Annotated in this window: 27 protein-coding genes, 1 tRNA gene and 1 other annotated feature; of the genes, 8 read left to right on the forward strand and 20 right to left on the reverse strand. The window is 42.7% G+C overall.

Going from position 1 to position 24658, the window contains the following annotated elements:
- Positions 1-60: 60 nt before the first annotated feature.
- The 16 genes from A5868_RS11470 to rplU all read right to left on the reverse strand — a co-directional run bounded on the left by A5868_RS11470 (position 61) and on the right by rplU (position 15863).
- The gene (locus A5868_RS11470) at positions 61-768 is read right to left on the reverse strand and encodes a pseudouridine synthase (RefSeq protein ID WP_086303419.1); all 708 of its coding nucleotides are present in this window, start codon (positions 766-768) and stop codon (positions 61-63) included.
- A gap of 111 nt (positions 769-879) precedes the next feature.
- A complete protein-coding gene (nagB, locus tag A5868_RS11475) occupies positions 880-1581 on the reverse strand; it encodes a glucosamine-6-phosphate deaminase (RefSeq protein WP_010779993.1) in 702 nt (233 codons plus the stop codon).
- 176 nt (positions 1582-1757) lie between these two features.
- Positions 1758-2897 carry a mannitol-1-phosphate 5-dehydrogenase gene (locus tag A5868_RS11480; protein ID WP_086303418.1) on the reverse strand — a complete coding sequence of 380 codons (1140 nt, stop codon included), beginning with the start codon at positions 2895-2897 and terminating at the stop codon, positions 1758-1760.
- Between the two features lies 1 nt (position 2898).
- Positions 2899-3336 (reverse strand): PTS sugar transporter subunit IIA, encoded by a 438-nt coding sequence (locus A5868_RS11485; RefSeq protein ID WP_010779991.1) that lies wholly within the window; start codon positions 3334-3336, stop codon positions 2899-2901.
- A gap of 31 nt (positions 3337-3367) precedes the next feature.
- Positions 3368-5419, reverse strand: a complete 2052-nt coding sequence (locus A5868_RS11490; RefSeq protein ID WP_010779990.1) for a BglG family transcription antiterminator — start codon at positions 5417-5419, stop codon at positions 3368-3370.
- Positions 5420-5506: 87 nt separating this feature from the next.
- Positions 5507-7264 carry a PTS mannitol transporter subunit IICBA gene (locus A5868_RS11495; RefSeq protein ID WP_010779989.1) on the reverse strand — a complete coding sequence of 586 codons (1758 nt, stop codon included), beginning with the start codon at positions 7262-7264 and terminating at the stop codon, positions 5507-5509.
- A 159-nt stretch (positions 7265-7423) separates the two neighbouring features.
- A complete protein-coding gene (locus A5868_RS11500; protein ID WP_010779988.1) occupies positions 7424-7795 on the reverse strand; it encodes a DUF956 family protein in 372 nt (123 codons plus the stop codon).
- A gap of 107 nt (positions 7796-7902) precedes the next feature.
- Positions 7903-8814 (reverse strand): PTS system mannose/fructose/sorbose family transporter subunit IID, encoded by a 912-nt coding sequence (locus A5868_RS11505; RefSeq protein ID WP_010779987.1) that lies wholly within the window; start codon positions 8812-8814, stop codon positions 7903-7905.
- 21 nt (positions 8815-8835) lie between these two features.
- A complete protein-coding gene (locus A5868_RS11510) occupies positions 8836-9639 on the reverse strand; it encodes a PTS mannose/fructose/sorbose transporter subunit IIC (protein ID WP_010779986.1) in 804 nt (267 codons plus the stop codon).
- Positions 9640-9672: 33 nt separating this feature from the next.
- Positions 9673-10665 (reverse strand): mannose/fructose/sorbose PTS transporter subunit IIA, encoded by a 993-nt coding sequence (locus A5868_RS11515; protein ID WP_010779985.1) that lies wholly within the window; start codon positions 10663-10665, stop codon positions 9673-9675.
- Between the two features lie 75 nt (positions 10666-10740).
- Positions 10741-11241, reverse strand: a complete 501-nt coding sequence (locus tag A5868_RS11520; protein WP_010779984.1) for a PTS system mannose/fructose/N-acetylgalactosamine-transporter subunit IIB — start codon at positions 11239-11241, stop codon at positions 10741-10743.
- A gap of 197 nt (positions 11242-11438) precedes the next feature.
- Positions 11439-14213: a sigma-54-dependent transcriptional regulator gene (locus A5868_RS11525; RefSeq protein ID WP_086303417.1), complete on the reverse strand. Its 2775-nt coding sequence runs from the start codon at positions 14211-14213 to the stop codon at positions 11439-11441.
- 292 nt (positions 14214-14505) lie between these two features.
- On the reverse strand, positions 14506-14772 hold the full coding sequence (locus tag A5868_RS11530; RefSeq protein ID WP_010779982.1) for a SemiSWEET family transporter: 267 nt from the start codon (positions 14770-14772) through the stop codon (positions 14506-14508).
- A 107-nt stretch (positions 14773-14879) separates the two neighbouring features.
- A complete protein-coding gene (gene rpmA, locus A5868_RS11535) occupies positions 14880-15173 on the reverse strand; it encodes a 50S ribosomal protein L27 (RefSeq protein ID WP_010779981.1) in 294 nt (97 codons plus the stop codon).
- A 12-nt stretch (positions 15174-15185) separates the two neighbouring features.
- On the reverse strand, positions 15186-15536 hold the full coding sequence (locus tag A5868_RS11540; RefSeq protein WP_010779980.1) for a ribosomal-processing cysteine protease Prp: 351 nt from the start codon (positions 15534-15536) through the stop codon (positions 15186-15188).
- 18 nt (positions 15537-15554) lie between these two features.
- Positions 15555-15863, reverse strand: coding sequence for a 50S ribosomal protein L21 (gene rplU, locus A5868_RS11545; protein WP_010779979.1), 309 nt, complete (start codon positions 15861-15863; stop codon positions 15555-15557).
- A 20-nt stretch (positions 15864-15883) separates the two neighbouring features.
- Positions 15884-15955, reverse strand: a sequence feature (ribosomal protein L21 leader region).
- Between the two features lie 119 nt (positions 15956-16074).
- On the opposite strand from rplU, the gene A5868_RS11550 reads away from it, so the two are divergent.
- The 4 genes from A5868_RS11550 (at position 16075) to A5868_RS11565 (ending at position 18465) form a co-directional block, all read left to right on the forward strand.
- A complete protein-coding gene (locus A5868_RS11550; protein ID WP_010779978.1) occupies positions 16075-16722 on the forward strand; it encodes a uracil-DNA glycosylase in 648 nt (215 codons plus the stop codon).
- The gene (locus A5868_RS11555; RefSeq protein ID WP_086303416.1) at positions 16722-17390 is read left to right on the forward strand and encodes an O-methyltransferase; all 669 of its coding nucleotides are present in this window, start codon (positions 16722-16724) and stop codon (positions 17388-17390) included. The genes A5868_RS11550 and A5868_RS11555 overlap by 1 nt, the downstream gene beginning before the upstream one ends.
- Before the next feature lie 101 nt (positions 17391-17491).
- Positions 17492-18331, forward strand: a complete 840-nt coding sequence (locus tag A5868_RS11560; protein ID WP_086303415.1) for an alpha/beta hydrolase — start codon at positions 17492-17494, stop codon at positions 18329-18331.
- Between the two features lie 60 nt (positions 18332-18391).
- Positions 18392-18465 (forward strand) — tRNA-Arg (locus tag A5868_RS11565).
- A 175-nt stretch (positions 18466-18640) separates the two neighbouring features.
- Here the strand turns inward: A5868_RS11565 and A5868_RS11570 are convergent.
- On the reverse strand, positions 18641-19231 hold the full coding sequence (locus A5868_RS11570; protein WP_086303414.1) for a DJ-1/PfpI family protein: 591 nt from the start codon (positions 19229-19231) through the stop codon (positions 18641-18643).
- Between the two features lie 141 nt (positions 19232-19372).
- Here A5868_RS11570 and A5868_RS11575 point away from each other — a divergent pair, with 141 nt between their 5' ends.
- Positions 19373-19813 carry an Lrp/AsnC family transcriptional regulator gene (locus tag A5868_RS11575; protein ID WP_086303413.1) on the forward strand — a complete coding sequence of 147 codons (441 nt, stop codon included), beginning with the start codon at positions 19373-19375 and terminating at the stop codon, positions 19811-19813.
- Between the two features lie 27 nt (positions 19814-19840).
- Here the strand turns inward: A5868_RS11575 and A5868_RS11580 are convergent, their stop codons facing one another.
- The gene (locus A5868_RS11580; RefSeq protein ID WP_010779916.1) at positions 19841-20107 is read right to left on the reverse strand and encodes a hypothetical protein; all 267 of its coding nucleotides are present in this window, start codon (positions 20105-20107) and stop codon (positions 19841-19843) included.
- Positions 20108-20195: 88 nt separating this feature from the next.
- Entirely contained in the window at positions 20196-21149 is a 954-nt protein-coding gene (locus tag A5868_RS11585) for a zinc-binding dehydrogenase (RefSeq protein ID WP_086303412.1), read from the reverse strand.
- 130 nt (positions 21150-21279) lie between these two features.
- On the opposite strand from A5868_RS11585, the gene A5868_RS11590 reads away from it, so the two are divergent.
- On the forward strand, positions 21280-21648 hold the full coding sequence (locus A5868_RS11590) for an ACT domain-containing protein (protein ID WP_086303411.1): 369 nt from the start codon (positions 21280-21282) through the stop codon (positions 21646-21648).
- 237 nt (positions 21649-21885) lie between these two features.
- Positions 21886-22170 (forward strand): hypothetical protein, encoded by a 285-nt coding sequence (locus tag A5868_RS11595; protein ID WP_086303410.1) that lies wholly within the window; start codon positions 21886-21888, stop codon positions 22168-22170.
- 87 nt (positions 22171-22257) lie between these two features.
- On the opposite strand, the gene A5868_RS11600 is transcribed toward A5868_RS11595, so the two are convergent.
- Positions 22258-22764 carry a S26 family signal peptidase gene (locus A5868_RS11600; RefSeq protein WP_086303409.1) on the reverse strand — a complete coding sequence of 169 codons (507 nt, stop codon included), beginning with the start codon at positions 22762-22764 and terminating at the stop codon, positions 22258-22260.
- Positions 22765-23097: 333 nt separating this feature from the next.
- Between A5868_RS11600 and A5868_RS11605 the strand changes: the two genes are divergently transcribed.
- Positions 23098-24639: a DMT family transporter gene (locus A5868_RS11605; protein WP_254908283.1), complete on the forward strand. Its 1542-nt coding sequence runs from the start codon at positions 23098-23100 to the stop codon at positions 24637-24639.
- Positions 24640-24658: the final 19 nt, after the last annotated feature.

Below are 24658 nucleotides of genomic sequence, written 5' to 3' on the forward strand. Positions count from 1 at the left end.
TCCTCTATTGAAACACTCTCTTCTTTTCAAGTATAGCACGGTCAGAAAAAAAGGTTGCGTCTAACCCTTTAGCATCGCTAATTCTTCCTCCGACAGCGGGCGATAGCTGCCTTTAGCAAGGTTCTCAGGCAAGGTCAGCTTACCCATCCGAATTCTTTTCAGATAGGTTACTTCTTTGCCGCACGCTTTGACCATGCGTTTGACCTGATGGAACTTTCCTTCATGCAAAACGATTCGGACTTTCGACGTTTCTTCTGTGGTTTCATCAATAACCAATTCCGCTGGTAAGGTCATTTCTCCATCTAATGACATTCCATCCACAAAACGTTTTTGGTCTTCTGACGTCATCACGCCGCAAACTTCGGCAAAATATTCCTTCTCTACGTGCTTCTTCGGCGATAACAAATCATGGGCAAGCTTACCATCATTGGTAATCAGCAAAAGCCCCTCGGTGTCTTTGTCCAAGCGACCTACCGGAAAAAGATCGCTGCGAAAATCCGTCATGGAAAACAACGCCATGACCGTTCGATCCCGCGCATCCTCCGTCGCACTCACAACCCCTGCTGGTTTATGCAGCAGGTAGTAATAGAACTCCTGATAATGCAGCACTTCTCCTTGAAAAGCAATCGTATCGTTTTCGGGATCAATTTGTGTTTTATCTGATTTTTCAAGCTGCTGATTGACGGTGATCCGGCCCTTTTTGATCAGCTGCTTCACTTCTTTGCGACTGCCTAAGCCTGCTTCTGCTAAAAATTTATCTAAACGCATAGAATCCTCCCGTATCTTTTCTAGTTTTTACTATAGCCAAAGGAAGAATAAGAAGCAAGCAAACAAAAAAAACACCAAGATCATTCAACCTTGGTGTTAAAAAGCAATGGATTATAGTTGGCTTGCTGCGTCTTCGTCAATGATGACTGTTACGTCTGCATGGTTTTGTAAAACACTTGCTGGGACGTCTGTCGTAACTGATCCTTCGATCATGTTTTTGATTGCTTCTGCTTTATCTGTACCGAAAGCCATCAACAAGATTTTTTTACTCTTCATAATTGAGCCGATACCCATTGATAATGCATGTGTTGGCACATCTTCCACTTTATCGAAGTTGCGTTTGTTTGCTTCGATCGTAGATTCTGTCAATTCAACGACATGAGTAGTGACGTCAAAAGATGTTCCAGGTTCGTTGAAACCGATGTGCGCATTGCGGCCGATGCCCAATACTTGTAAATCGATTGGATGATCCGCGATCACACCATCATAACGTGTGCATTCAGCTTGTAGATCTTCCGCTTTTCCGTTTGGTACGAATGTTTCTTTAAACGGTTTTTTGTTGAATAATTGATCGTTCATGAAGTAACGGTAGCTTTGTACATCGTCACCAGATAAACCAACATATTCATCTAAGTTCACAGAAGTCATTTCTGAAAAATCTAAATCACTAGAAGTCATTTCTTTATATAAAGTTTCAGGGGTACTACCAGTTGCTAGTCCTAATACTTTTACGCCGTTTTCCATTCCATCTTTGATGAGTTCAAATGCTTTTTTTCCGCCTTCGTTGGCATCTTTCACGCGAATTACTTTCATGGGTAAACGCTCCTTTGTTGTTTTGGTATACACCAATTCTAACACCATCGATTGCATTTTACAACAAAAAAGTCTAGACCAAATAATTAAATTTTTATCATTCAGCATTTCATCCCTATCCAGAATTCCAAAAAAAAAATCCAGAAAAGGCCTGCGCCTATTCTGGAGAAGAATCATTACTGTTCGTATGTCGCTGTAATTTCTTCGATCAGTGCGTCGTCTTTTAGAGCCGTTACTTGCTGGATAACTTCTGCAAGTGACTTTTCTTTCAACAATTCATGCAATTCAACACTTTGTTCGTCAGTTGGATCGTCGTATTTTAAGACCATCGCCACGACATCGATTAAATTCGTGTACGTTAATCCACGATCTTTCAGCTCACGAATTGGGCGAATAAATCGTTCATCGTATCCAAGCTTGCGGATCGGTGTACGGGCGACCCGGCTGATGCTGTCAGAAATATAAGTATTTTCAAAGCGGCTAACGATCTTATTAATATAGGCTTGATGGTTTTCTTCATCAAATCCCCACTTATGAATCAATAAGCTGCCGGTTTCACCTAGCACTGCACGCAGTTTTTCTAAAACCCGTTCATCCGCGATGGCTTCATCAATCGTTTTGTATCCTTCATAAGCCCCTGTATAGGCTACGGTCGCATGGCCTGTGTTAACGGAAAAGAGTTTCCGTTCGATATATGGTTCCAAATCTTCTACATATTCCACGTCAACGAGGCGCAAGTCTTTATTTTTGCTTTGCGTTTCATCGATCACCCATTCACTAAACGGTTCTACAGACACGAATAAAGGATCTTCGTGATGCTGGATCGGTACAATACGATCGACTGCTGCATTAGGGAATCCGATGTATTGTTCCACATATTCTTTGTCTTCGTCAGACAAGAACGTTTGTACTTTTTCAAATAGAAATTGGCTGCCGCCGATCATATTTTCGCAGGCCACCACATCTAAAGGAGCCGTGTTGCCTTCATTGCGACGTTTTTGAATCCCTTTAGCGATCAATTCTGCGATAAATGGTAAAATATTCGGCCCAATCGCGGTCGTCACGATGTCTGCCTTACTGACGGAGTCGATCACCGCATCAGGATTGGTTTGATTGTTCAACCCATCCACGTTTGCGACATGAATCTCTTTTTGACTTTCATCAGCTAGCTGAATGGTGTATTCGTTCCGCTCGTTCAAAGCATTGATGATCGTTTCATTGATATCAACAAAATCGATTGAAAAACCATTCTTTGCTAAAATTTCTCCAATAAATCCGCGTCCAATATTTCCTGCGCCAAAGTGTGTTGCTTGCATCCTATTCTACCTCCTGAAGATAGCCCATGACTTCTTCTTTTGTTTTTGCATCTGCTAATTTGACCACATTTTCAACATCTGAACAGAAAATCGCGATCTTCTGCAAGATATCCAAATGCTCATTTTCGATTCCAGCGATACCAAATAATACCATCGCCACATCCTCTGTGTCGTCTTTACCAAAGTGAACGCCCGTTGGGACTTGAATCACTGAAATACCACTTTTCTTCACATAGCGTTTCGCTTCATCGGTTCCATGAGGGATCGCGATAAAGTTTCCCATATAAACAGAAACCAATTCGTTCCGTTCAATCATCGCATCGATATAGCCTGCTTCCACACAGCCAGCATCTACTAAAAGCTGCCCGCTCGCACGAATCGCTTCTTCCTTGTTGGCATATTTCTGGTCTAATAAAATCATTTCTGGCTTTAATTCCATTTTTAGTTCCCCCCGATTTTTTTTGCTTTCGCTAGTTTTCCCGAATCTCTTTGACAAATAAAGAGCTTAACAATTGATAGATGATTTCTTTATTGCCAAATTTGTAGATTTCAGTATTCAGATCACTCTCGATCACTGAGCTGCTGATTTTTCCTAATAGGCTTTGTTGGCTCTCCGGCATTGGATCAGGTGCGAGTAATAACAACACCCTGGTAAGTTCAATGCTTTTTTTATCCATTCCTTGAATCAAAAATTTCTGGTCCAAGTCGTAGATCGTAAATAATGGCTCTTTGACATGTGCATCCGCACAGTGGAACAACGCAAAATTGGTCTTTGGCACCCCGATCGGCGCCACTAAATAACGCTTGATCACTTTATCCGTCACCAATTTCGCATCCGAAACGATCGTGCCCTGCAACTGTTCGATGATCTCATCTAACGTCAACTCGATCGTTTCTCGTGCAGACACCTGCTTCACGTCAAAGTTCTGCAATAAGCTATTGGCTATCCGCATCGTCTCATAAATTTCATCAAAGGCTTCACTCGGCTCTTGTTCAGGCTCATCTGCTCGTTCGTTGGCTTTTTCTGGATGTAAGGTTTGGATGTACTCTTTGATTTCTTTGATTTCGTCATCCAATAATAGCGGTGAGATGACTTTGTAAGGCAAATGAAACCCTGGTAAAAAGACGGTCGCTAAAATCAAATCATAACTTTTATAATCCAACTGATTCATTTCTGAAATCTTGGCGACCTGTACTTTTTGGATCTCATTCAGATACTTATGGATACGGCTTTCTAAAATACGAGCTGTACCGATCCCGCTGGAACACAGGACCAAGGCAGACAATGCGCGTCCACTCGGATGCCGTTCCAACGATGTCGCAAAATGGATCACGACATAGCCTAATTCATCCGCAGTAAATTGATGATCCGGAAAAACAACCGCTAATTCTTTGATGATCGCTGTCGTCAACGCCTGATACTTATCACGAATTTTTTGCAGCAGCGGATTGTTTGCCCCTTGAATGACCGTCAGATTTCGCTTCAATGCCGCAGACATGTGTGCAGATAGATCTGTAAACAGCTGTTCATCTTTGCGAAAATCAATCTCCGTCGTTTCGGAAACCAGTCGGATCAATTCTTTGATCTTATACGAAAGCTCTACATCAAAACTATCAATAAAGATATTTTGCGGTCTCTTATAATTCACACCTTCGAGCTGAAAGGCAAAGAAACGAACTTCCTGCGGCGGTATGGACTGTTTGATCGTTGTCGCCACTTTGATCATGATTTGACTAGCAATCTGCATGCTTTCAGGTTTTGCCTTGTTCTCTTGTTCAACTTCCACGAATCGTTCTTCCATCATGCGATCAATAGATAATGCCAGTAAGATCAGCACACGCTGCAGCTGATTATCTGTGACTTGCTCAAACGCCTGCTGTGACACCTGTTCGAGAATTGTTCGTGACAGCAGTAAGTTTGACCGACTCAATAAATTTAAAAAGAAGCTGTCGGTAGTCACCGTCTCATCTTCTAATGAATCGATGTATTGAAAGAAATCAAATTCACTCACGCCGTTGTAGATCAAATTGCTCAATAACTGTCGTCGCTGTTTCTCTCGACCTTCGATGCGAATCCCGCGACCCTTTAATCGTTTCAACTCCAAGCGGTAATCAATCAAACTTTTTTCAATAGCGGACAAATCAGAAGTAATCGTCGCAGGACTTACTTTAAAGTCGATCGCCAACCCTTCGATCGTTTCTTCCTCATCCATCAATAATAAGGAACAAACAATCGCGCTTTGACGCTGCACGTTGTCCGTAAACAACTCCTCCTGCTTTTCCGTCAACTGCTGCTGCAGCCGCTCCAGATTCACTGACTCTCCCACGATTCGATACCCTTCCCCTCGTGGTTTGATGATCTGGATATCCTGTGATTTGATCGTTTTTTCAATGCTTGATATTTCTCGATAAACCGTCCGTTTGCTGACTTGTAAAATGTCTTGCAACTCTTCTGGTGTAATGCCATTCGGATAATCTAATAAAAGGGAAAGTATCTTTTTTTCGCGAATCGAAAAATACACAATATCTCCTCCAATACTTTCAAAAGGGTAAAAGCAGTGAGAATCCTCACTGCTTTAAGAGTAATACGATTCTGTATAAAAGACTACTTATTTCCTTAAATTTTGAATGACTTTGTCATATTTTTCTGAAGCGACCAGATCCGTCAAAGGCACATGTGTTGCGCTTGGTGCTTGTTGCTCTGCTTTGAGGGTTTCATCGTCGTTCGTGATGATCAACGCATTTGTTTCATCCTTCAATGCATGGATCGGTTCGACTGCAACAGGATAAACCAAGTTGTTGTCCTTCAATAATTTTTTCAAGATCGTTGCGCCCATATTGGCAGATCCTTTTACTTGATCGTATCCAAAGACAATGTGATCGACTTTTGAATAGTCGGCTACGCCTTGTACCACATCATCTGTCAGCGGCTTTTTTTCGCTGTCACCCGTTGGTTCATTCGATAAGCGTTCAACGATTTCATCGTAGCGTGGTGAATTCATGAAGTTTTCTACTTGAACGAACGTTGCACTCGGTGCTTTTTGTGACGCACGTTCATGTAATTCTTCCTGTGTAACGATCAACGCATTCGGATCATCTGTCAAGTTGTTGATTGCTGAGTTCGATACTGGCAAGGATAAGCCTGCTTTTTTCACCTTGTCGCGTAGAACAGAAGCACCCATGGCACTTGATCCCATTCCGGCATCACAAGCAAAGATAATCTTGTTGACCGTACCAAACATTTCTTGATTTTCAGATTTCACTGCGCCTTGGCCTTTGCTTTGTGCTTTCGCACCCGCAACAGCTGCCTGAGTCGCTGCTAAATCGTCTTCTTCACTGTTGTCTGACTTGATAATGATCATAGCGACTAAGAATGAAACGGCACACCCGACGACAATCCCTGCTAAGTTGGCAAAGATTGCATTCGGCGGTGTCATCGCCATGATCGCGATGATCGAACCTGGTGATGCAGCTGCTCGTAATCCGGCACCTAACAATTGGAACGTAAATGTTCCGGCAACCCCACCTGCCATAACGGCTAGGAATAAAAGAGGTTTCATCATTACATATGGGAAGTAAATTTCATGGATCCCACCTAAGAATTGGATAATGATCGCGCCTGGTGCAGAAGATTTCGCCGCACCCTTGCCAAAGAATGTAAAGGCTAATAAGATTCCTAGACCTGGTCCAGGGTTTGCTTCTAATAAGAATAGGATTGATTTTCCAGATTCTGCTGCTTGTTCAATTCCAAGCGGTGTCAAGATTCCATGATTGATCGCGTTGTTTAAGAACAAGATCTTCGCAGGTTCAATAAAGATATTTGCCAGTGGCAACAAGTGCATGTTGATGATTGATTCAACACCTGCAGCCATTAAATGTGTAGCCCCTTGAACGACTGGGCCGATTGCATAGTACCCGACGATCGCTAACGCGAACCCGATCAATCCAGAAGAAAAGTTGTTGACCAGCATTTCAAATCCGGCTTTGATTTTTTCTTGGAAAGCGTCATCAAATTTTTTGATACACCAACCACCTAAAGGCCCCATCATCATCGCTCCGATAAACATTGGAACGTCTGATCCGACAATAACACCCATTGCTGCGATTGCCCCTACAACTGCCCCACGTTGACCATGTACCATGCTGCCGCCTGTATAAGCGATTAATAATGGCAATAAATAAGAAAGCATTGGTCCAACTAATGTAGCCAGCTGTTCATTTGGAAAATAACCATCTGGGATAAACAGCGCTGTAATAACCCCCCACGCGATAAAGCCTCCAATATTCGGCATTACCATCCCTGACAAGTGACTTCCGAGACGCTGAACTTTCGCCTTAAGACCACTTTTCTGTCTAGTAGCTTCCATTTCTTTTTCCTCCTTAAGAAATAATTTAAAATGATTTCGTTTACATATTTATCATAGCGCCTCCAGTATCCGCTTTCAATGAAATGTAGATAGAGCTTTGGCACAGAAGTTTGTGACAACATTAAAAAGCCGTTCATCCGATAGATAAACGACTTTTCTCTACTTATTAAATTTGCCGCGAAGTCCACGTTTGACAACATCTAAAAATCCTAATGAACGTACCATGTGGTCTGGATCAACGTACTCACGAATCGCACGCAACACTTTTTTAGGTTCTTTAGAGGCAAACGAATAGGTCCCGCTTTTTTTCGTTTGGATCGCATAACGGGGAATCCATTTTCCTTTGAATACCACTGAAGCGATAACATAATCTACTTCTTCCCAAGGAATTTGAACGAATTTTCGAGCATCACGATTGTTGTAAAATTCAAAGCCTTTATCACCAATCATGATTTTACCGTAATCTGCAATTCCTAAGTATGAGGTAGCATCGATCGTCAAATCGACCTTTGTATTGATTGACTGAACCATTAGATCTACTCCATTTCCATATATGTATCTGCTTTTATTATCTTTATTGTACACTTATTAAGAAAAAAATGCTCGGGCAAGCCCGAGCATTTTAACGATTGACTTTCTTACATAATACCTAATACGTGTAAGCCAACACCGACTACGAACAAACCAAGAATGATGATGATTGGAGAAACTTTTTTCTTCAATAACCACATGCAAAGCAATGTTAATAGTAATGCAGCAAGACCAGGAATTAATTGATTTAAGTTGTCTTGTAATGTTGTTACTTTATTACTGTCTAACGCTAAACCTGATGCTTGTTGAGAGAGTGCTTCTTTGATTCCTTGAGCACCAGCAGGCAATTTATCCCATTCAATGTAAGCACCTTTGTCCAATTTAACAGTAGAAACAACTGGTGTAAACTTCACATTTACCCATCGTTGAACTAAGGAACCTAGTACGAACATACCAAGGATAGATGCACCTTTAGTAACTTTTTGTAATAATCCGCCTGAAAGGTCATCTGTGATTTTAGAACCGGCACGGTAACCGAATTCTTGTGTATACCACATAAATGCCCAACGGATAATGTTCCAAGCAAGGAAGAAAATGATTGGTCCTAAGATATTTCCAGCAAGCGCTAGAGATGCACCTAAGGCACCTAACATCGGACGTACAGTAAACCAGAACACTGGGTCACCAACACCGGCTAGAGGTCCCATCATACCAACCTTAACCCCTTGGATCGCTACGTCATCAACAGGTGCGCCATTTGCACGTTCTTCTTCAAGTGCAAGTGTCACTCCGATGATTGGTGATGCGATATATGGGTGAGTATTAAAGAATTCTAAGTGACGTTGCATTGCTAGAATGCGGTCTTCTTTAGTTTTGTATAATTTTTTGATTGCTGGCAACATTGCGTAACACCAGCCACCATTTTGCATACGTTCATAGTTCCAAGAACCTTGAATGAAGGTAGAACGCCATGCAACGGCTAAACGATCTTTTCTCGTTAATTCGATTTTTTCTGCCATTTTATTTCTCCTCCTTCAAGATTAATAATCATTCAAAATGTCGCCTAATGGGTCACCTGTATTGCCTCCGCCGCCATTAGATGAACCGCCACCAGTTTCTTGTAGGTTCAAGTAAATCAAAGCGAATGCAACTGCGATAACACCCAGTGCGATCAATGTTAATTCAGAAATAGCTGCAACGGCAAAACCGATTGCGAAGAATGGCCATACTTCACGTGTAGCCATCATGTTGATAACCATTGCATAACCAACGGCAACAACCATACCACCACCGATAGCCATACCATCAGTTAACCATGCAGGCATAGATTCTAAGAATCCACGTACAGTGTCAGCTGGGATAACTAATAATGCAGCAGCAGGAATAGCGATACGAACACCTTGCATACATACTGCGATAAGATGCCACATTTCAACTTTGCGCATTTCACCTTTTTCAGCAGCCGCATCCATAAAGTGAACGATCGGCACAGCTAAAGTACGAACGATCATTGTTAAGAACAATCCAGCTACAGCTAGTGGAACTGCGATTGCGATGGCTGAAGAAACACCTTTCACTCCTTGACCACCCAAAACTAAAATAATTGCAGATGCAACAGATGCCAATGCAGCATCCGGTGCTACGGCAGCCCCGATGTTTGCCCAACCTAAGGCGATCATTTGCAATGAACCGCCAAGAACGATCCCTGCTGATAAGTTACCAGTCACTAGACCGATTAATGTACATGCTACTAACGGTTGATGGAATTGGAATTCATCTAAGATTCCTCCCATACCGGCTAGAAAAGCAACGATTACTACTAATACCATTGAAATACCAGACATTATAAGCCCTCCTATTTAAGTTAATTATGTTGCTTAAGCGTTTTTCAATTCATTTTTTGCTTTGTTAAGAATTTCGTCCATGTTGTCTTTAGAATCATTTGGCACTTTACGTACATCAAATTTGATTCCTTTTGCTTTCAATTTCTCGAAAGTATCAACATCTTCTTGCCCCATTGACAATACTTTACTTACTACGACTTTCCCAACTGAGTGAGCCATTGATCCAACATTGATTTCTTTAATATCAACGCCGCCTTCAACCGCACGCAATACATCTTCAGGATTTTCAAATAGTAACAACGCTTTGGTATTTCCGAAACGAGGGTCTTTTGAAATCTCGATCATTTTTTCGATAGGGATAACGTTTGCCTTAACACCTGGAGGAGCAGCTTGTTCGATCAATCTCTTACGTAGATCGTCTTTTGCTACTGCATCTGAAACAACGATGATCCGGTTAGGGCCTGTTGTTTTTGTCCAAGCTGTTGCCACTTGTCCATGTAATAAACGAGAATCGACACGAGCCAACACAAATTTAATGTGTCCATCACCAAGTACGGTTCCTTCTGGAATTGTACCTGTTGGTTGTCCACCTTCTGCTGCAGCTACTGGAGCTGTTTCAGCTGGTTCTAATTCTTCAGGACGGATTCTAACGCCTTCTTTAGCTGTACCTAAAATGTGTGCAGCAATTTCATGCGCAGTTTCCATAGAGAAACGTGAAGCATACGCTTCGATCAACATTGGTAAGTTCATACCAGCAACGATTGCCCACTTGTCTTTGTGTTCTTCAAACAAGCTGTTTGCTTGGTTGAATGGAGTGCCACCCCAAAGATCTACTAAGAACAATACTTCGTCTTGGTTTTCGAAAGAGGCGATTGCTTCTTTCATTTTTGCCTTAACATCATCAGGTCCTTCACTTGGCATCAAAGTAACAGCTTTGACGTTTTCTTGTTCTCCAAAGATCATCGCTCCGGATTGCAAGATACCATTCGCGAATTCACCATGACTGGCAATGATAATTCCTACCATCTTCATACCTCCTACTATTATTGTTACAGCTCAAAATATAAATAAGTTCTAAAAAAACCTGTAACCAAAATTATTTTACTGCAGCATCTTCTCTTTTTTGATCAATTGCATCAGATCTGTTTTTCGGTCTGTCGGCACTTGGCGAATTTCCAATTCGATTCCTGCTTCTGACAACTCAAGGAAACATCTCACATCATCATTATCTATGGAAATAAAATTGGTGATCATTTTCTTTCCTTCGCTGAATCGCATGCCGCCGATATTGACCGCTTTCAAATCAACACCTAGTTCGACGACCTCCACCACATCTTGCGGAGAGGCAAACAGCAGCATGATCTTCATTCCATCAAACAATTGATCTCGATACACTTCAACCAGTTTTCTTTTAGTGACGACATTGGACCTGATTCCTGGTGGTGCGGCTTGTTTTAGGAGAAACTTACGCAACTCATCGTTGGCAACCTCGTCGCTGACAACTAAGATACGCTCGATTCCTGTTGCTTTAGACCAAACAGTCGCTACCTGACCGTGAATCAAACGATCATCGATACGAGTGAGTCGAATATCCATTACCATCCCACCACCTCCTGCTACTACAAGGCTCAAATGCTAAAAGACTTGTGCTACATTTGAGTACAGTGTGACACACAGTACTCACTTATAATAAAGCAAGTGCCGTGCCAAGATACACTACTAAAGAATTCTTTATTTATCGCGTTTCAAACGATACACAAAAAAGGATACAGTAGACTGTATCCTTTTTTGTGTATTATTTATACAATGATTTCTTCATTATTTTTAAGTAATTGATAGATATAGTATCGTTCTGAAGTAGGGATCGTGATACGCAGTTGGCTTTCTAGTTCGTTCAAGCCGCGATTCATCACAACATTGTCCGTTACCGTTTGATAAATCCGCTTTGATTCCTCGTCGATTTTCAACGGTTGTTGTAGGATTCCTCGCTCGATCGTTCCAGCCATGTGCATTACAAAATTGACAATCAATGCATAGTCAGAAGAATCGCCGTTACTTTTGATCACTGTATTAGCCAGTCGCCACAGTGGATCGATCAATTTATTTGGATTGATGAACGTAAAGCTCTCTTCCATGAATTTCACACACAATTCCCGTGCTTTATTCGCATCAAGGACGACTTCTTCTTGTTCAGACAGATCATTTTCCAATAATAGCTCATCCAATATTTGATCGGCTTTTTGATTGATAAATTTTTCCATCGGAATATAGGGCGCACCGATTTTCGGGTCCATGATCCCGGTCGTTGCTAATATTTTAAATTCTTCCTTGAATCCCGGCACCTTGCTTTTGATATCTGCCACAGCCAATGTCAGCACTTCAATATGCTTCAAATTCCGCTGTTTCAACGGGCGCTCGATGATTTCTTTTAATCGTTTGGCCGTTCCTTCTCCCGAAGCACAAATAGCGAGGATCGCTTGCTTTTCGTGGGAATCATTTTTTTCCTGTACTACATGGCCATAGCCGCGAAAGCCTTGTAGGGAATCGTATAGCTCATCGACTCCTGATCCAAGAACACTTGATTTGCGAGCCGCTTCAATCAGCAACGGTGTCGTCACCATATCCAGGGTGCACACGTCGATACCGGTATCTTTTCGGATTTCTTCATTAAAGGTAGCCAATGATCCCATGTCCACCATGATGAGTACGCCGCTGCCTTCGTCGATCTGCGACACTGCTTCCCGCATTTTTTCGTAGGCAACTCGCGGATGCATGTCTAGCGGCATATCCACTGCGATGATATTGGATACATCCAGCAACTCTCGAACCACTTGGGCCATGGATGTAGCGGTGCTGTTTCCATGCGCCGCGACGACGACGCCGATTTTCCCTGCAGATTGGTCTTCTCTTAACGACACCAGTAAAACGGTCAAATAATAATCTTCGCTATCTGGAATGATCACCTGAAATTCATTTTCGACTAAGCGTCGGATCTCTCGTGCAACCGCAAACTCGGTCGGATAGTCCTTCGCCATTTCTCGAATATTGGCATTTGTCTCACGAGTTTCTCCCACGTGTATTTTCTTTAAAAAGGAAGAAATATGGAGACTCATCGCATAAATAAAGTTTTGCTGAAAATGAGTGTCTAAACGTTCACTCACCAGCACGGCGATTTTATTGCTGATGTCTATCACACGCTTATCCACAAATTCTGTCAAACGTGTTTCTGTATCGAAGGTAAAGCCATGATTCTTGTAAAAGGATTTCAAGTGGACATTGATATCGGTAGAGATAAAGTGATTGATCGTCTCTTGATCCAGACCTTCCGTCTTCAACAACGCCGCTTTATCACCGATGATGTCGTATAGATTATAGGGCAATTCGTAAGTATCTGTTTTGATCAATTCATCGATCTCATTTGGCGTAACCACCATTTCTGGCTCCAAATACGGTGAGATATCTGTCGTCTTGATCCGGTCAGCAGAAAGCTGAACAAGTCCTGCTTTGATCCCCTCAGTCAAGTCATTCAAAGTAATATGAATTTCTTCCTGCATCATATGATTCATAAACCCTCGTGCACAGATCAATTGTACATTCGACTTCAATTGTCCGACATTCCCATAGGAAACGCTGCCCAGCAAAGCTTTTACAACATCTTCCGACAAAGTGATCTTTCGCTGGATTCGATTAGCTTCCATCGCCACCATCACACGAACCAAATCTAGCTGTTCTGATGCGGGGCGGCTGCTGAAGGCTGGCATTTGGATATTGATTGGAATACGTCGAACAAAGGTATCCAACAGTGCAGAATGCGGGTCTTCCGTCGTTGCACCGACGATCCGAACATTCGCAAACCGATTTTTCCCACTCTCTCCCAGTCGACTATAGGTGCCATGATCCATAAAGTAGAAAATCATTTCCTGTCCTTCTGGCGGCAGTCGGTGAATCTCATCTAAAAACAGCATGCCGCCGTCCGCCTGTTGGATCAATCCATCCTTTTCACTGTCCGCTCCCGTGAAGGCACCCTTCTCGTAACCGAAGAGGTGGCTCATCAATAACTCTGGGTTGTTTGCGTAATCGGCACAGTTAAAGACGACCAGCTCTCGTCCAGTCTCCACCACACCTTCCGTTTGCGCAAACTGAAACATCGCGTGGGCAAAGAAGGTTTTACCTGATCCTGTAGGTCCAGTGATCAAACAATTCAATCCGCGAGGGGGGTATAATATAGCCGCTTTGGCTTGCTCGACAGCATTTCTCATACTGCCCGTCGATCCTATGATCTGAGTAAAGACGTTGCCTGTGTTTTGATGCAGGATCTTTTTCTCAGGCGGCTCGACAACTTTTTTCTTTATGTGAGTGGTTTCTGTATCAAACGACATTTCTCCTGATTGATCTGAAACAAAATAGCGAACAGGTCTGCCTTCACTTTTACTCAATTGACCCTCTTTAACAAGAAGATTCAGATCCTTACTAGCATTTGTCCGTTGAATATCCAATGAATCTGCTACGTCTTTCGTTGTTACATTTGCATTTTCCAAAACGAAGCGATAAATGCGGTCAATCCGTCGTTCCATTCAGTCACCTTCTTTATTAGTGTATTCCCTATTACCAATCATCTATAGTTTTTATTAAAAAGTCAAACATTTCGATATAAAATAATACACTATATTTTTTAAATTTGAAAATTTATGGGTTTTTCGGAAAAATGCCTTAACTTAATTTTAAGCTTTTTTATCATTTATTATTCCTTTTCTAGTAAAAGTGCGTCCCTATTCCGTGTTTCTTCTATTATATAGGAGCGATCGTCTTCTCTAATAAAAAAAACTAGCCAAGACAGGAATTCTGTCTTGGCTAGTTTCTTGATACTTACATCAATGCAGTTATAAAGGTAATGGCTCCTAAAAATACACCTGGAACATTTGCGATGATGATCGGGTAATCTTTTTTCTTTTGCATAGACGCGTAGATCACCCAAAAAATACAGTTGACCATCGCCACCATTGGTTGAATGGGATTCCCTTTGTCCCCCGCCAAATTATTCATGATCTGTGGGATGTAAGATACATACATCAGTACGGATAGCACCGACGCGATCCTCCCAAAAATTTGTACTGTTCGTTCTTTCTTATTCACAAAAAACACCTCATACTTCTTTCACTATTAAAATAGTACCTTAACTTGTGAAAAGAAGCGAAAAAAAAGCCCTGACCCTGAAAATCAGGATTAGGACTTCGAATGTCTTATGCTTCTTGAGCGACTGGGTATACAGACACTTGTTTTTTGTCGCGACCTTTACGTTCGAAACGTACTACGCCGTCAACTTTAGCAAACAATGTGTCATCGCCACCGATACCTACGTTTACACCAGGGAAAATTTTAGTACCACGTTGGCGATAAAGAATAGATCCACCAGTAACAGTTTGACCGTCAGCACGTTTAGCACCTAAACGTTTTGACTCTGAGTCACGTCCGTTAGAAGTTGAACCGCCACCTTTTTTGTGGGCGAATAATTGTAAGTTCATATTCATTAACATGAGCTGCACCTCCTATGATTTAGATTCTGTTTGGACTTCCATGAAATCCAAATACTCAGTTTCGATTGATTGCAAGCCTAACAATAAATGTTCTAGCAAGATTTGCGAGATATTCATCTGCTCTTGTGTCATGGAATCATCCAGATTCAACACGACATGAAGATAACCACCTTCATCATCGTTGGTCTCGATGTTCGGAATGACACCTGCCAGTGCATCCAGACTATTTACTGTACTGATCGCCAACGCGGAAACGGCAGAACATACGATATCGCTACCGTAAGGGCCTGCTTCGGCATGACCTGTCAGGGTAAATTCGCTGATTTGACCTGCATGATTTCGAGTGAATGTACCTTTGATCAACTTAGGCACCTTCTTTTTTTATGCTTTGATTGAGTCAATAACAACTTTAGTGTAAGGTTGACGATGACCTTGTTTACGGTGTGAATGTTTTTTAGGTTTGTATTTGAAAGTAACGACTTTCTTTTGTTTGCCGTGTTTTTCAACAGTTCCTTCAACAGTTGCACCTTCAACGATAGGAGCTCCTACTTTCGTAGATTCGCCGCCTACTAAAACAACTTGGTCGAAGACAACTTTTTCTCCAGCTTCAGCGTCTAATTTTTCAATGTAGACTGCTTGACCTTCTTCAACTTTGATTTGTTTACCGCCAGTTTTGATGATTGCGTACATGCTTGTGGCACCTCCTTATAATAGATACTTAGACTCGCCATCCCAAGTGACCGAAGTACTTAATAACTTGTTCTGCGCGGTTGTAGCTGTGGGTTCCACAATTACAACATTCATAGTTTACTAAAAAAGATAGGCCAAGTCAATGATTAATTATTGACGGGTGGGCTGCTTTTTTCTACTATTAGAAGGACGATAAAGTGAGGTGGCAAAAATGGAGTATCCAAAAGAGCTTGTCGATTTAGTGGCAACACGTTCCGAAGGGTTCCAGCTTGAGGGATTTATGGCAGGTCAAGGACCTCGTCATCCAAAATTAATGCTGCTGGGTGAAGCGCCTGGTCGGAACGAAGTCGTGAATCATATCCCCTTTTCTGGAGCTGCTGGAAAAGAATTGATCCAAGCGATGACAGCTATCGGGCTTACTCGGGAAAACACCTATATCACCAGTGCGGTCAGAAGCCGCCCCTATAAGATCGTCGAACGGATCAACAAGCGGACAAAAGAACCTGAGACCGTGTACCCTAATCGAACACCGACAAAAAAAGAGATTCTGGCTCATGCCCCGATCTTGGACTATGAACTGTCGGTGATCCAGCCAACGATCATTGCAACATTAGGCAATATCGGTTTGCAACGGCTGCTCGGACCCAAATGGCAGATCAGCGAACGCCATGGCGACGTCTATCGGGGACCTGTTTTAGAATTGACCGCCGACCAAAACAACTACCAACAGTCAAAACAAGCATACACCGTTCTCCCACTTTTCCATCCCGCGGCAGTGTTTTACAACCGTAAGTTGAGTGAGACGATCACGGAGGACTGGGCCTTATTAGGAAACCTACTAGAGAAAGAGGAAAAATAATGCGCAATGAAATGATGTACCGACCAATAATCAATGAAGATATTCTGCACTATTTACGAACCGAACAGAAGCAACTGACTGGATCACTGGGTGACTTAGAAGCACTTGCCCATGAGAATGGCGTGCCGGTGATTCCCCACGAGACAGTTGTCTTCTTGCAATTTTTACTGAAGCAAAAACAACCAAAGAGAGTCCTAGAGATTGGGACAGCCATCGGATTTTCTGCCAGCTTAATGGCTGAATCCCTTGGGAAAGAAGCAAAGATCACAACGATCGATCGCTTCCCGGTCATGATCGAAAAGGCCAAAGCAAACTTTGAAAAACTGGGCTTGGCAGACCAAGTGACTTTATTAGAAGGCGATGCAGCAGACATTCTCAGCACGTTGGAAGGTCCCTATGATTTTATTTTCATGGACAGTGCTAAATCAAAATACATTGCCTTCTTACCTGAATGTCTGCGACTTCTATCAGACGATGGCGTCCTGATGGTGGATGATATTTTCCAAGCAGGTACCGTCTTGCAGCCGATCGAGGACATCCCTCGCAAGAACCGGGCGATCCATCGTCATTTGAATGAATTTTTAGAGGTGGTCACCACTTCTCCTGAACTTACTTCTACGCTGCTTCCGTTAGGGGATGGCGTGGCACTGATCTCAAAAAACAACTAATACATTTGGCGGAAATTTGAAACTTTTTTGAATTTCTGCCTTTTTACTTGTACATCAAGAAAATCGGCGTACACTAGGGAACTGAAATGGAGGAATTGCCTGTGAAGAACAAAAAAATTTGGGGCGCCCTAGCAATTCTATTAGTGTGTATTCTCGGATTGATCCTATTCGAAACAAAAGACCGCGTGCATGCATCAAAAAGTTCGACTGACCCCTTGCCAATACCGGCACCAGTCATCATGGTTCCCGGTACAAATGGAGATGTCAATCGATTTGACAGTCTCGTTGATTCGTTAAAACAGACAGAAAAAAATGTCGATGAAATAAAAATCACGGTCAACAAGGATGATTCCATCACCTCTTCAGGGCGTTTTACAAAAAAGACAAAGCGTCCCATCATCGCTGTTGCTTTCGAGGACGGAACAGACCCCTCCTTGCCGAAACAATCACGCTGGTTCCAAAAGGCATTAGAATACGCGGAAAAATCATATACCTTCAACACCTATGATTACTTGGGCTATTCCAATGGCGGACTGATCATCACCGGATACTTGGAAAACGAGCAAAAGAGCAACGATCCTGCACTTTCACACTTGATCACGCTTGGGTCCCCTTATAACGATACGTCTTGGGAGTACAATGACGACAGCGCGACCTTTACAAAACCAAAGGTCGAAAGCGACTTATTGAAATACTATTTAAAAAATAAACAAAACATCCCAAAAAACATCACCGTCTACAACATCGCCGGCAATTGCGGCGAACAGAACACAGATATGACGGTCCCATTGACTAGTGTATTGGCCGGGCGCTTGATATACGGCGACAGTGAGACATACAAAGAAATCATTGTGGACGAGCAAGCTGATCACGGATCTCTGGTCGAAAATCCAAAAACCTTGAAGCTGATCAAAGAATATCTCTTTGAATCAGTAAAATAACGAATTAGGATTGACATTCAAGGGTAGTTTTTCTATAATAGCAATTGTTGCAAAACTACTGTCACAGTAGCTCAGCTGGATAGAGCATCCGCCTTCTAAGCGGACGGTCGGGGGTTCGAATCCCTCCTGTGATGTACATTCAGCAAAAAAATCTGTTCGTTGACCTAAAAATCAACGAACAGATTTTTTTATTTCTCTGAAGCAGACAGTTCTTTCACATCCAAAGTGTTCCACCGGTCTCACAGGTAACACAAGGGATCAACCAACGCTTTTCTCTGACTTGACTATAAAACTGGCGATCCCTCCTTCTTAGACGGAGAAGCCCATCCGTTCCTTCACCTTCAACATATTTTCTCTGCTAGTCATTTTTTCTAATAATAAGAAGGCGACATCCAATGACGTTTCTGGTGAAGAGGAGGTGATGATGTTCCGATCTTCGACGATCCTCTCTTCTCTTTTGACTTTCACGCCCATTTCTTCCATCTGGTCTTGCCGCGGATTATTTTTGAAGCGATACGTCGTGCCGAAACGATCCTTTAGCACACCGCTTTTTGCGACAGCTAGGGAGGCCACGCAAATCGAAGCAATGGGTTTGTTTTTTTGATCAAACCAGCGAATAACTGATAGAAATTCTTCATTGAACGCGTCCTTATAGAAGCCGGTTTCTTCAAAACCGCCGGGTATCGCCAACGCATCAAACTCTTCCAACTGAATCTCCTTCAGTTGTTTCATGGGGATACATGAGTAGCCCCACGTACACGCTAAGGTTGGATGCATCCCCACCGAAACGAGTGAAGTTGTTCGATCGCCCTCAAATAAATTCCACCCAAAAACATCTGTAAATACACTGGCCTCATAGGATTCGAAGCCGTCGGCCAAAAGCAATAAAATTTTCTTCATGAGTGATCCTCCTTTTGTTCTACTTATGATAATGTAGAATTCCAAGATATTACAGTTGATTTATAATGTGTTTTTGCAAAAGATCTTTATTATTTAAGGGAAATCAACTAAAATAGCTAAAAAAAGAAAGGCGTGCATTCAATGGATGAAACGGATAAAAAAATTCTCGCATTGTTACAAAAAAATGCCCGAATGTCCTATAGTGAGATTGCCCAAAAAGTCGCTTTGAGCGCCCCTGCCGTAAAGGAACACATCACAAAATTAGAGGACAAAGGAATCATCGAAAAATATACCATCAACATTAATTATAAAAAAATCGAAAAAAGCCTTACCGCTTTTATTTTGTTTGAAACGGTCAATTGTCAAGCTTTCCGTGAATTTTGTACGGACCATCCCCTCGTGCTGGAAAATTATCGGCTCGCGGGCACCTTCAGTTATTTAGCCAAAGTCATCGCCGCGGACATGGAAGAGCTGGAACAATTCATTGACGAGACGATGGCATTCGGCCGTCCTTCTACACATCTCGTTTTTTCTTCATCAACAAATGATTTCAATGACATCAAAAAAACGCTAGAGACCTAGTCTCCAGCGTTTTCCTTTTGTTCTCTTTTATTCTTTTACTGCTTTTGGTGCCACAAGCAATGCGCACATAGCGATGCCCAATACGATGAATAGGACTGCACCGATCACGTTGCCTTTTGTCAACATTGCAAAGGCGATCGTTCCGAAAAGACTAGCAACAGTCAAGACGATGCCTGATTTTTGGATCCCTGTCAATTTGGCGAATGAATTTCTAAAACCAATCGTCAATAATAAAGAGCCTGCAAATGAAGCGATACCAAAAATAATGTGCCCAATCAAGATAAGATTTTCCATGTTTCCACCTCCCCCGTCCACTATACTAGAAAGACAAAAAGAAGACGAAAGTTGTGCTTACGTTTTTTCGTCTTAACGAACCTTCGACTTACGGTTTTAACAGGACCTTTCCGATGCTTTTGCCTGTCTCGAGAAATTCATGGGCTTGTTTTCCCTCTGATAATGGAAAAATAGTCGGTTCGCTGATGGCGATCTTTTTTTCAATGAAATAGTTGAACAATCGTTGGCTGCGCATTTTCCGTTCTTCGTAACTTGTTAGGTAATCCCACAGATCTCCCGTTAACAGGCTTTTAGATTCCGACATTAATTCGACGGGGTCGATGTTTACCGGGTCGCCTCCTGCCATCCCGAAAAAGACGACTTTTCCTCGATGCTGGATCAAATCGAAACTCTGTTGGATCGTGGAGCCGACACCGTCATAGGCAGTAGCAAAGGCGCCGATCACGGACTCGATCCAAGAATTTTCTCGACTCGGAAAGACATGCTTGACGCCATGAGACAAAGCCAACGCTTGCTTTTCAGTCGAGGAAGCAGAGCCGTACACCTCGACACCGTCCGCGACTAACATTTGCGAAAGAATCTGACCGACTCCGCCGCTGATCCCAGTGATAAACACTTTTTCACCGGGCGCATTTTCCCCCAGATCATGTGCCAAAAAATCAGCCGTCATTCCTTGCAGACCGATGCTTGCGGCTAATTTGCTGTCGACGCCTTTTGGCAGTTGAATCACTTGTTCGCTGGGAACAGCGACATACTCGGCGTTCGCAAAAGGAACATCGACAAACAATACGGTCTCTCCGATTTTTTGACTGGACACCTTGGCGCCGATCTCCACGACAACGCCTGCCCCTTCATACCCATTGATGTAGGGTTCGTGCTTTTCAATGTGGTATTCCCCGCGGCGACGGTAAATATCAGCAAAGTTCAACCCGATATACTCTACTTTTACCAATACTTCCTCTTCCTTCAGAATAGGCGCAGGGAGTTCGCCATATTGCAGAACTTCGCTGCCGCCAAAGGTTTCAAAATACAGTGCCTTCATGGTCAACAACTCCTTCGATCATTTTTTCAAATATACTATGACGCGCGTTTTTCAGCAAAGAATCCGATTGCATTTCACTAGGCCCTCTGATAAATTTGAAGGATCACAAGAATAGAAGGGAGTTAAAAAAATGAAGCTAGTCACATTGCCGCAAGCGTTGTCCGTGTATCAAGTCGCTGACTTAAAAACCATCGACGTCACACAACAGCCGCTCTTCATAGGCGTCACAGACGAAGAAATCTCACTCGTTTCTGCCACCGACCACGTTCCTGCTGATACGCTCAATCGGGAGGATGATTGGCGAGGTCTCAAGATCGAAGGCGTTTTAGATTTTAGCCTGGTAGGAATCTTGGCAAAAATCGCTTCTTTGCTGGCCGACGCTCAGATCAGCATTTTCGCGATCTCTACGTACAATACGGATTATATTTTAATCAAATCTGATTGTTACGACGATGCCGTTGCCGTTTTACAAGAAGGCGGCTATACGGTCGTGAAGTAAAAGGAGCAGCTCTCTGCTCTTTTTTTTGTGGAATTATCATTTTTTTCCTTTTCTGGTCCTTCAGCCGAACAAAAATAGGACTTTGGTTGGACGTAACGGAGGCCTTTTTCTTTTATTATGAGAGTGTAGTAATAAATCGAAAAGAAAAACGACGAGCACCGACAAGAAACGACAAGCAACTTTGGGGGAGATTCGTTGATTGGACTATGTGCCGCAACAATTCGAGGAGGAACGAATATGAAAAAAAATAGGTTGGATATCACCGTGTTGATTTTAGGGATCGCTTGTATCGGGTTGCTTACAGTCAATCGTTCAATTTTTCGTCCTGTATGGAAAACAAGTTTTCGTACAGAGTTAAAAGAAGTGAGAAGAGAAGTCAACAGTGACTTGAAAGACAGCAAACACGAAATGAAGGAGGCTTCCAAAGAAGTCAAAGAAGAATTGAAGGCGAGTCGGAAAGAAATACAGGAAGAAATGAAAGATTCTAGAAATGAACTCAAGGAATCCTTGCTCTCTTATTAAAAAAGAAAATGACCTCCATGAATCGTGAGGATCTCAAGCGCTAGAACATACTGACGCTTGAGAGACCCACGATCGGGGGGCCTTTTTTCATTCGACTTGCTGGCGCAGCTTCTGCCTTCTCTCCGTTTGGAAGAAAATGGTCGAGAGTGTCATTAAAATGGCTCCGACAAACAGGCAGCACTTTAGGATGTTCATAATTTTCGCATCTGCTAAAAAGCCTATGTAGGGTAGATAAAAGTGCGGTCGGCCAATCAGGTTCCGCTCATGGACCATCCCCATCTCTGCTTTGACAGCACTGTCCCCTTTGACAAAATAGCCGTCGATTTTGTGATCCACCGCTAAGACACGCCGTGTTTTGATCGACTTCCCTTGATTTTCATAATACGTGATCGTATCCCCTACATGAATCGGGTCCATCACGTCTTTGACAAAAACCAATCCGCCTTTGTGGTATTCTGGCACCATTTTGTCATCAGAGACGACATAGGGTGTCACATTCAGCAATTTTGGAATAACAATTGTTAGGACAGCCAGGACAAACAGAAGAAAAATCGAAACAGCATATACAACTGTTATTTTTTTATTTTTAAGCACGTGTTTCACGCCTCCTTTAGAAAGAAAATACCTTAGTATCATCATAGCACATTCATCAAAAAAAGCTATTTTTTATAGGACTATTGAAGAAAATTCTGACTATTTTTTGACTAATTCTGTCAATATGTTACTATTATTGTAGCCAAATACGCTAAATATTTTCTTTTTTCAATGAAAGGGTGTTCTACCATTATCTTCCGGGCTGGGAAGGATCGAGACTTTCGATCCCCTAAAAAAACAAATTCACTTTTAATAATATTAGTTATTTTAACGACGTTTTCAATTACTACTTTTAAAATTACAAGTGAAATTAAAAAAACAAATGTTACCACATTGAATGAACGATGGACCTTTATCGTCAAGGATCACTCGGATCACTACATCTTCGGCAAGACGGAACAGCGCTTAAAAAATGTACACCCGAACAATCCCCTCGTTATGCAGCAGCATTTAGAGACAAAGCTGAAGGACCCGCAGTTAGTCGTCCGTACAAACCATCAGTGGCTCTCTGTTTTCGTAGGGGAAACGCTGATCTACAAATACAGCGCCATGGATGCCCAGAAAGAGCCGGGGCTCTTGCAGACGACGATCCGTCTGCCTCATGATTATTACCAGCAGAAATTACGAATCGTCACGAAAACGCCTTATGAATACTACGCCGGCATTCCCGCGCAAGTATTCATTGGAGACGCCGCGAAGGTCAATCGTTTCTTCATTCTTCGTTCTCTGCCGCAGTTTCTACTGCTGATCGTCTGCTCGCTGTTGATTGCCTTATTGGTGGCCTTATTCCTTTCAAAGCCGAAGGAATCAAAAAAAGCCAGCATCGGCTCCCTGCTGCTGATCGGCTTTACTTTGCTGGTGGGGATGCAATCCCTCGTATTGAATGTTCCCGCGAGTACATTATTAGGACCAAGGGTGTCCTCGATTCTTTACAATCTGACGTCGATCCTTATTCCGGTCTTTTTAACGAACTACTATTTGCTGAGAACGAAAAAGTACCATCACTATTATCTCTACGGTGTAGGGTCACAGGTCTTTTTATTGGTGTTTGGTCTATGTTGTCTCGCGATGGGCAAGCTATCTTTGCCGATCGCCGTACAGATTTTTAGCGGCTTCAACGTCTTTATGACCTTGTATACGTCGGCGATCGCCTTGGCAGAATCTGCCGATCATAATCGCTTCTACACGATTTGTTCGCCGGGGATCATTATGGCGGCCTTCATCCATTGTTTCTTTTATATTCAGCTCTTTGCAGGAGCCGCGAATTTAACGACGGATTGGCCGTTGATCTTGTTCAGCGGATTGATGCTGCTGATCGCCGGGTATCAAGTCGAGGAAGACCTCGCCTTCATCAAACAGCAGCGTCTTTTGCAACAAGAATCCCTGCAGCAGCAGCTAAAGGCAACAGAGAAGCAGAGAAATCTATTGGCGACCTTTAAGCTACTGGCTGAAAAAGAGGCTGAAAGCAGCGACCAGCCTGTAGGATTGAGTCATTTGCTCCAGCAGATGCGGGACTATTACCATGGAGAATTTCAGCGACAGGCGAAATTCTTTTCTTGCCAATTGGCAGTGGATCGAGAAGCCGCTCTGCTGGAGGACGACGATTTGTTCCTATTTATCCAATTGTTCGAGAAATTCCTGAAGGAAACGAGCTTTGGCACGATCGACATCGTTATCCGGCAAGAACATACGCAATTGATCATCGAAAGCAACACTAGCGCCTTTACGCGTCATTCGTTTGACGAATCCGTAGAGACAGCCCCTACGAATGATTCTCATCATGAACTGGAGCAAGCCGTTCTGCGCTCCAACGGTGAGTGGCATTGGCAGAGCAATGAAAAACGTCAATACTTCAAGATCATTTTAGCCTTATAACTAAAAAAGACTCAGGAAC

It is taken from the genome of Enterococcus sp. 12F9_DIV0723 (assembly GCF_002174375.1).
Lineage (GTDB): Bacteria > Bacillota > Bacilli > Lactobacillales > Enterococcaceae > Enterococcus_A > Enterococcus_A gilvus.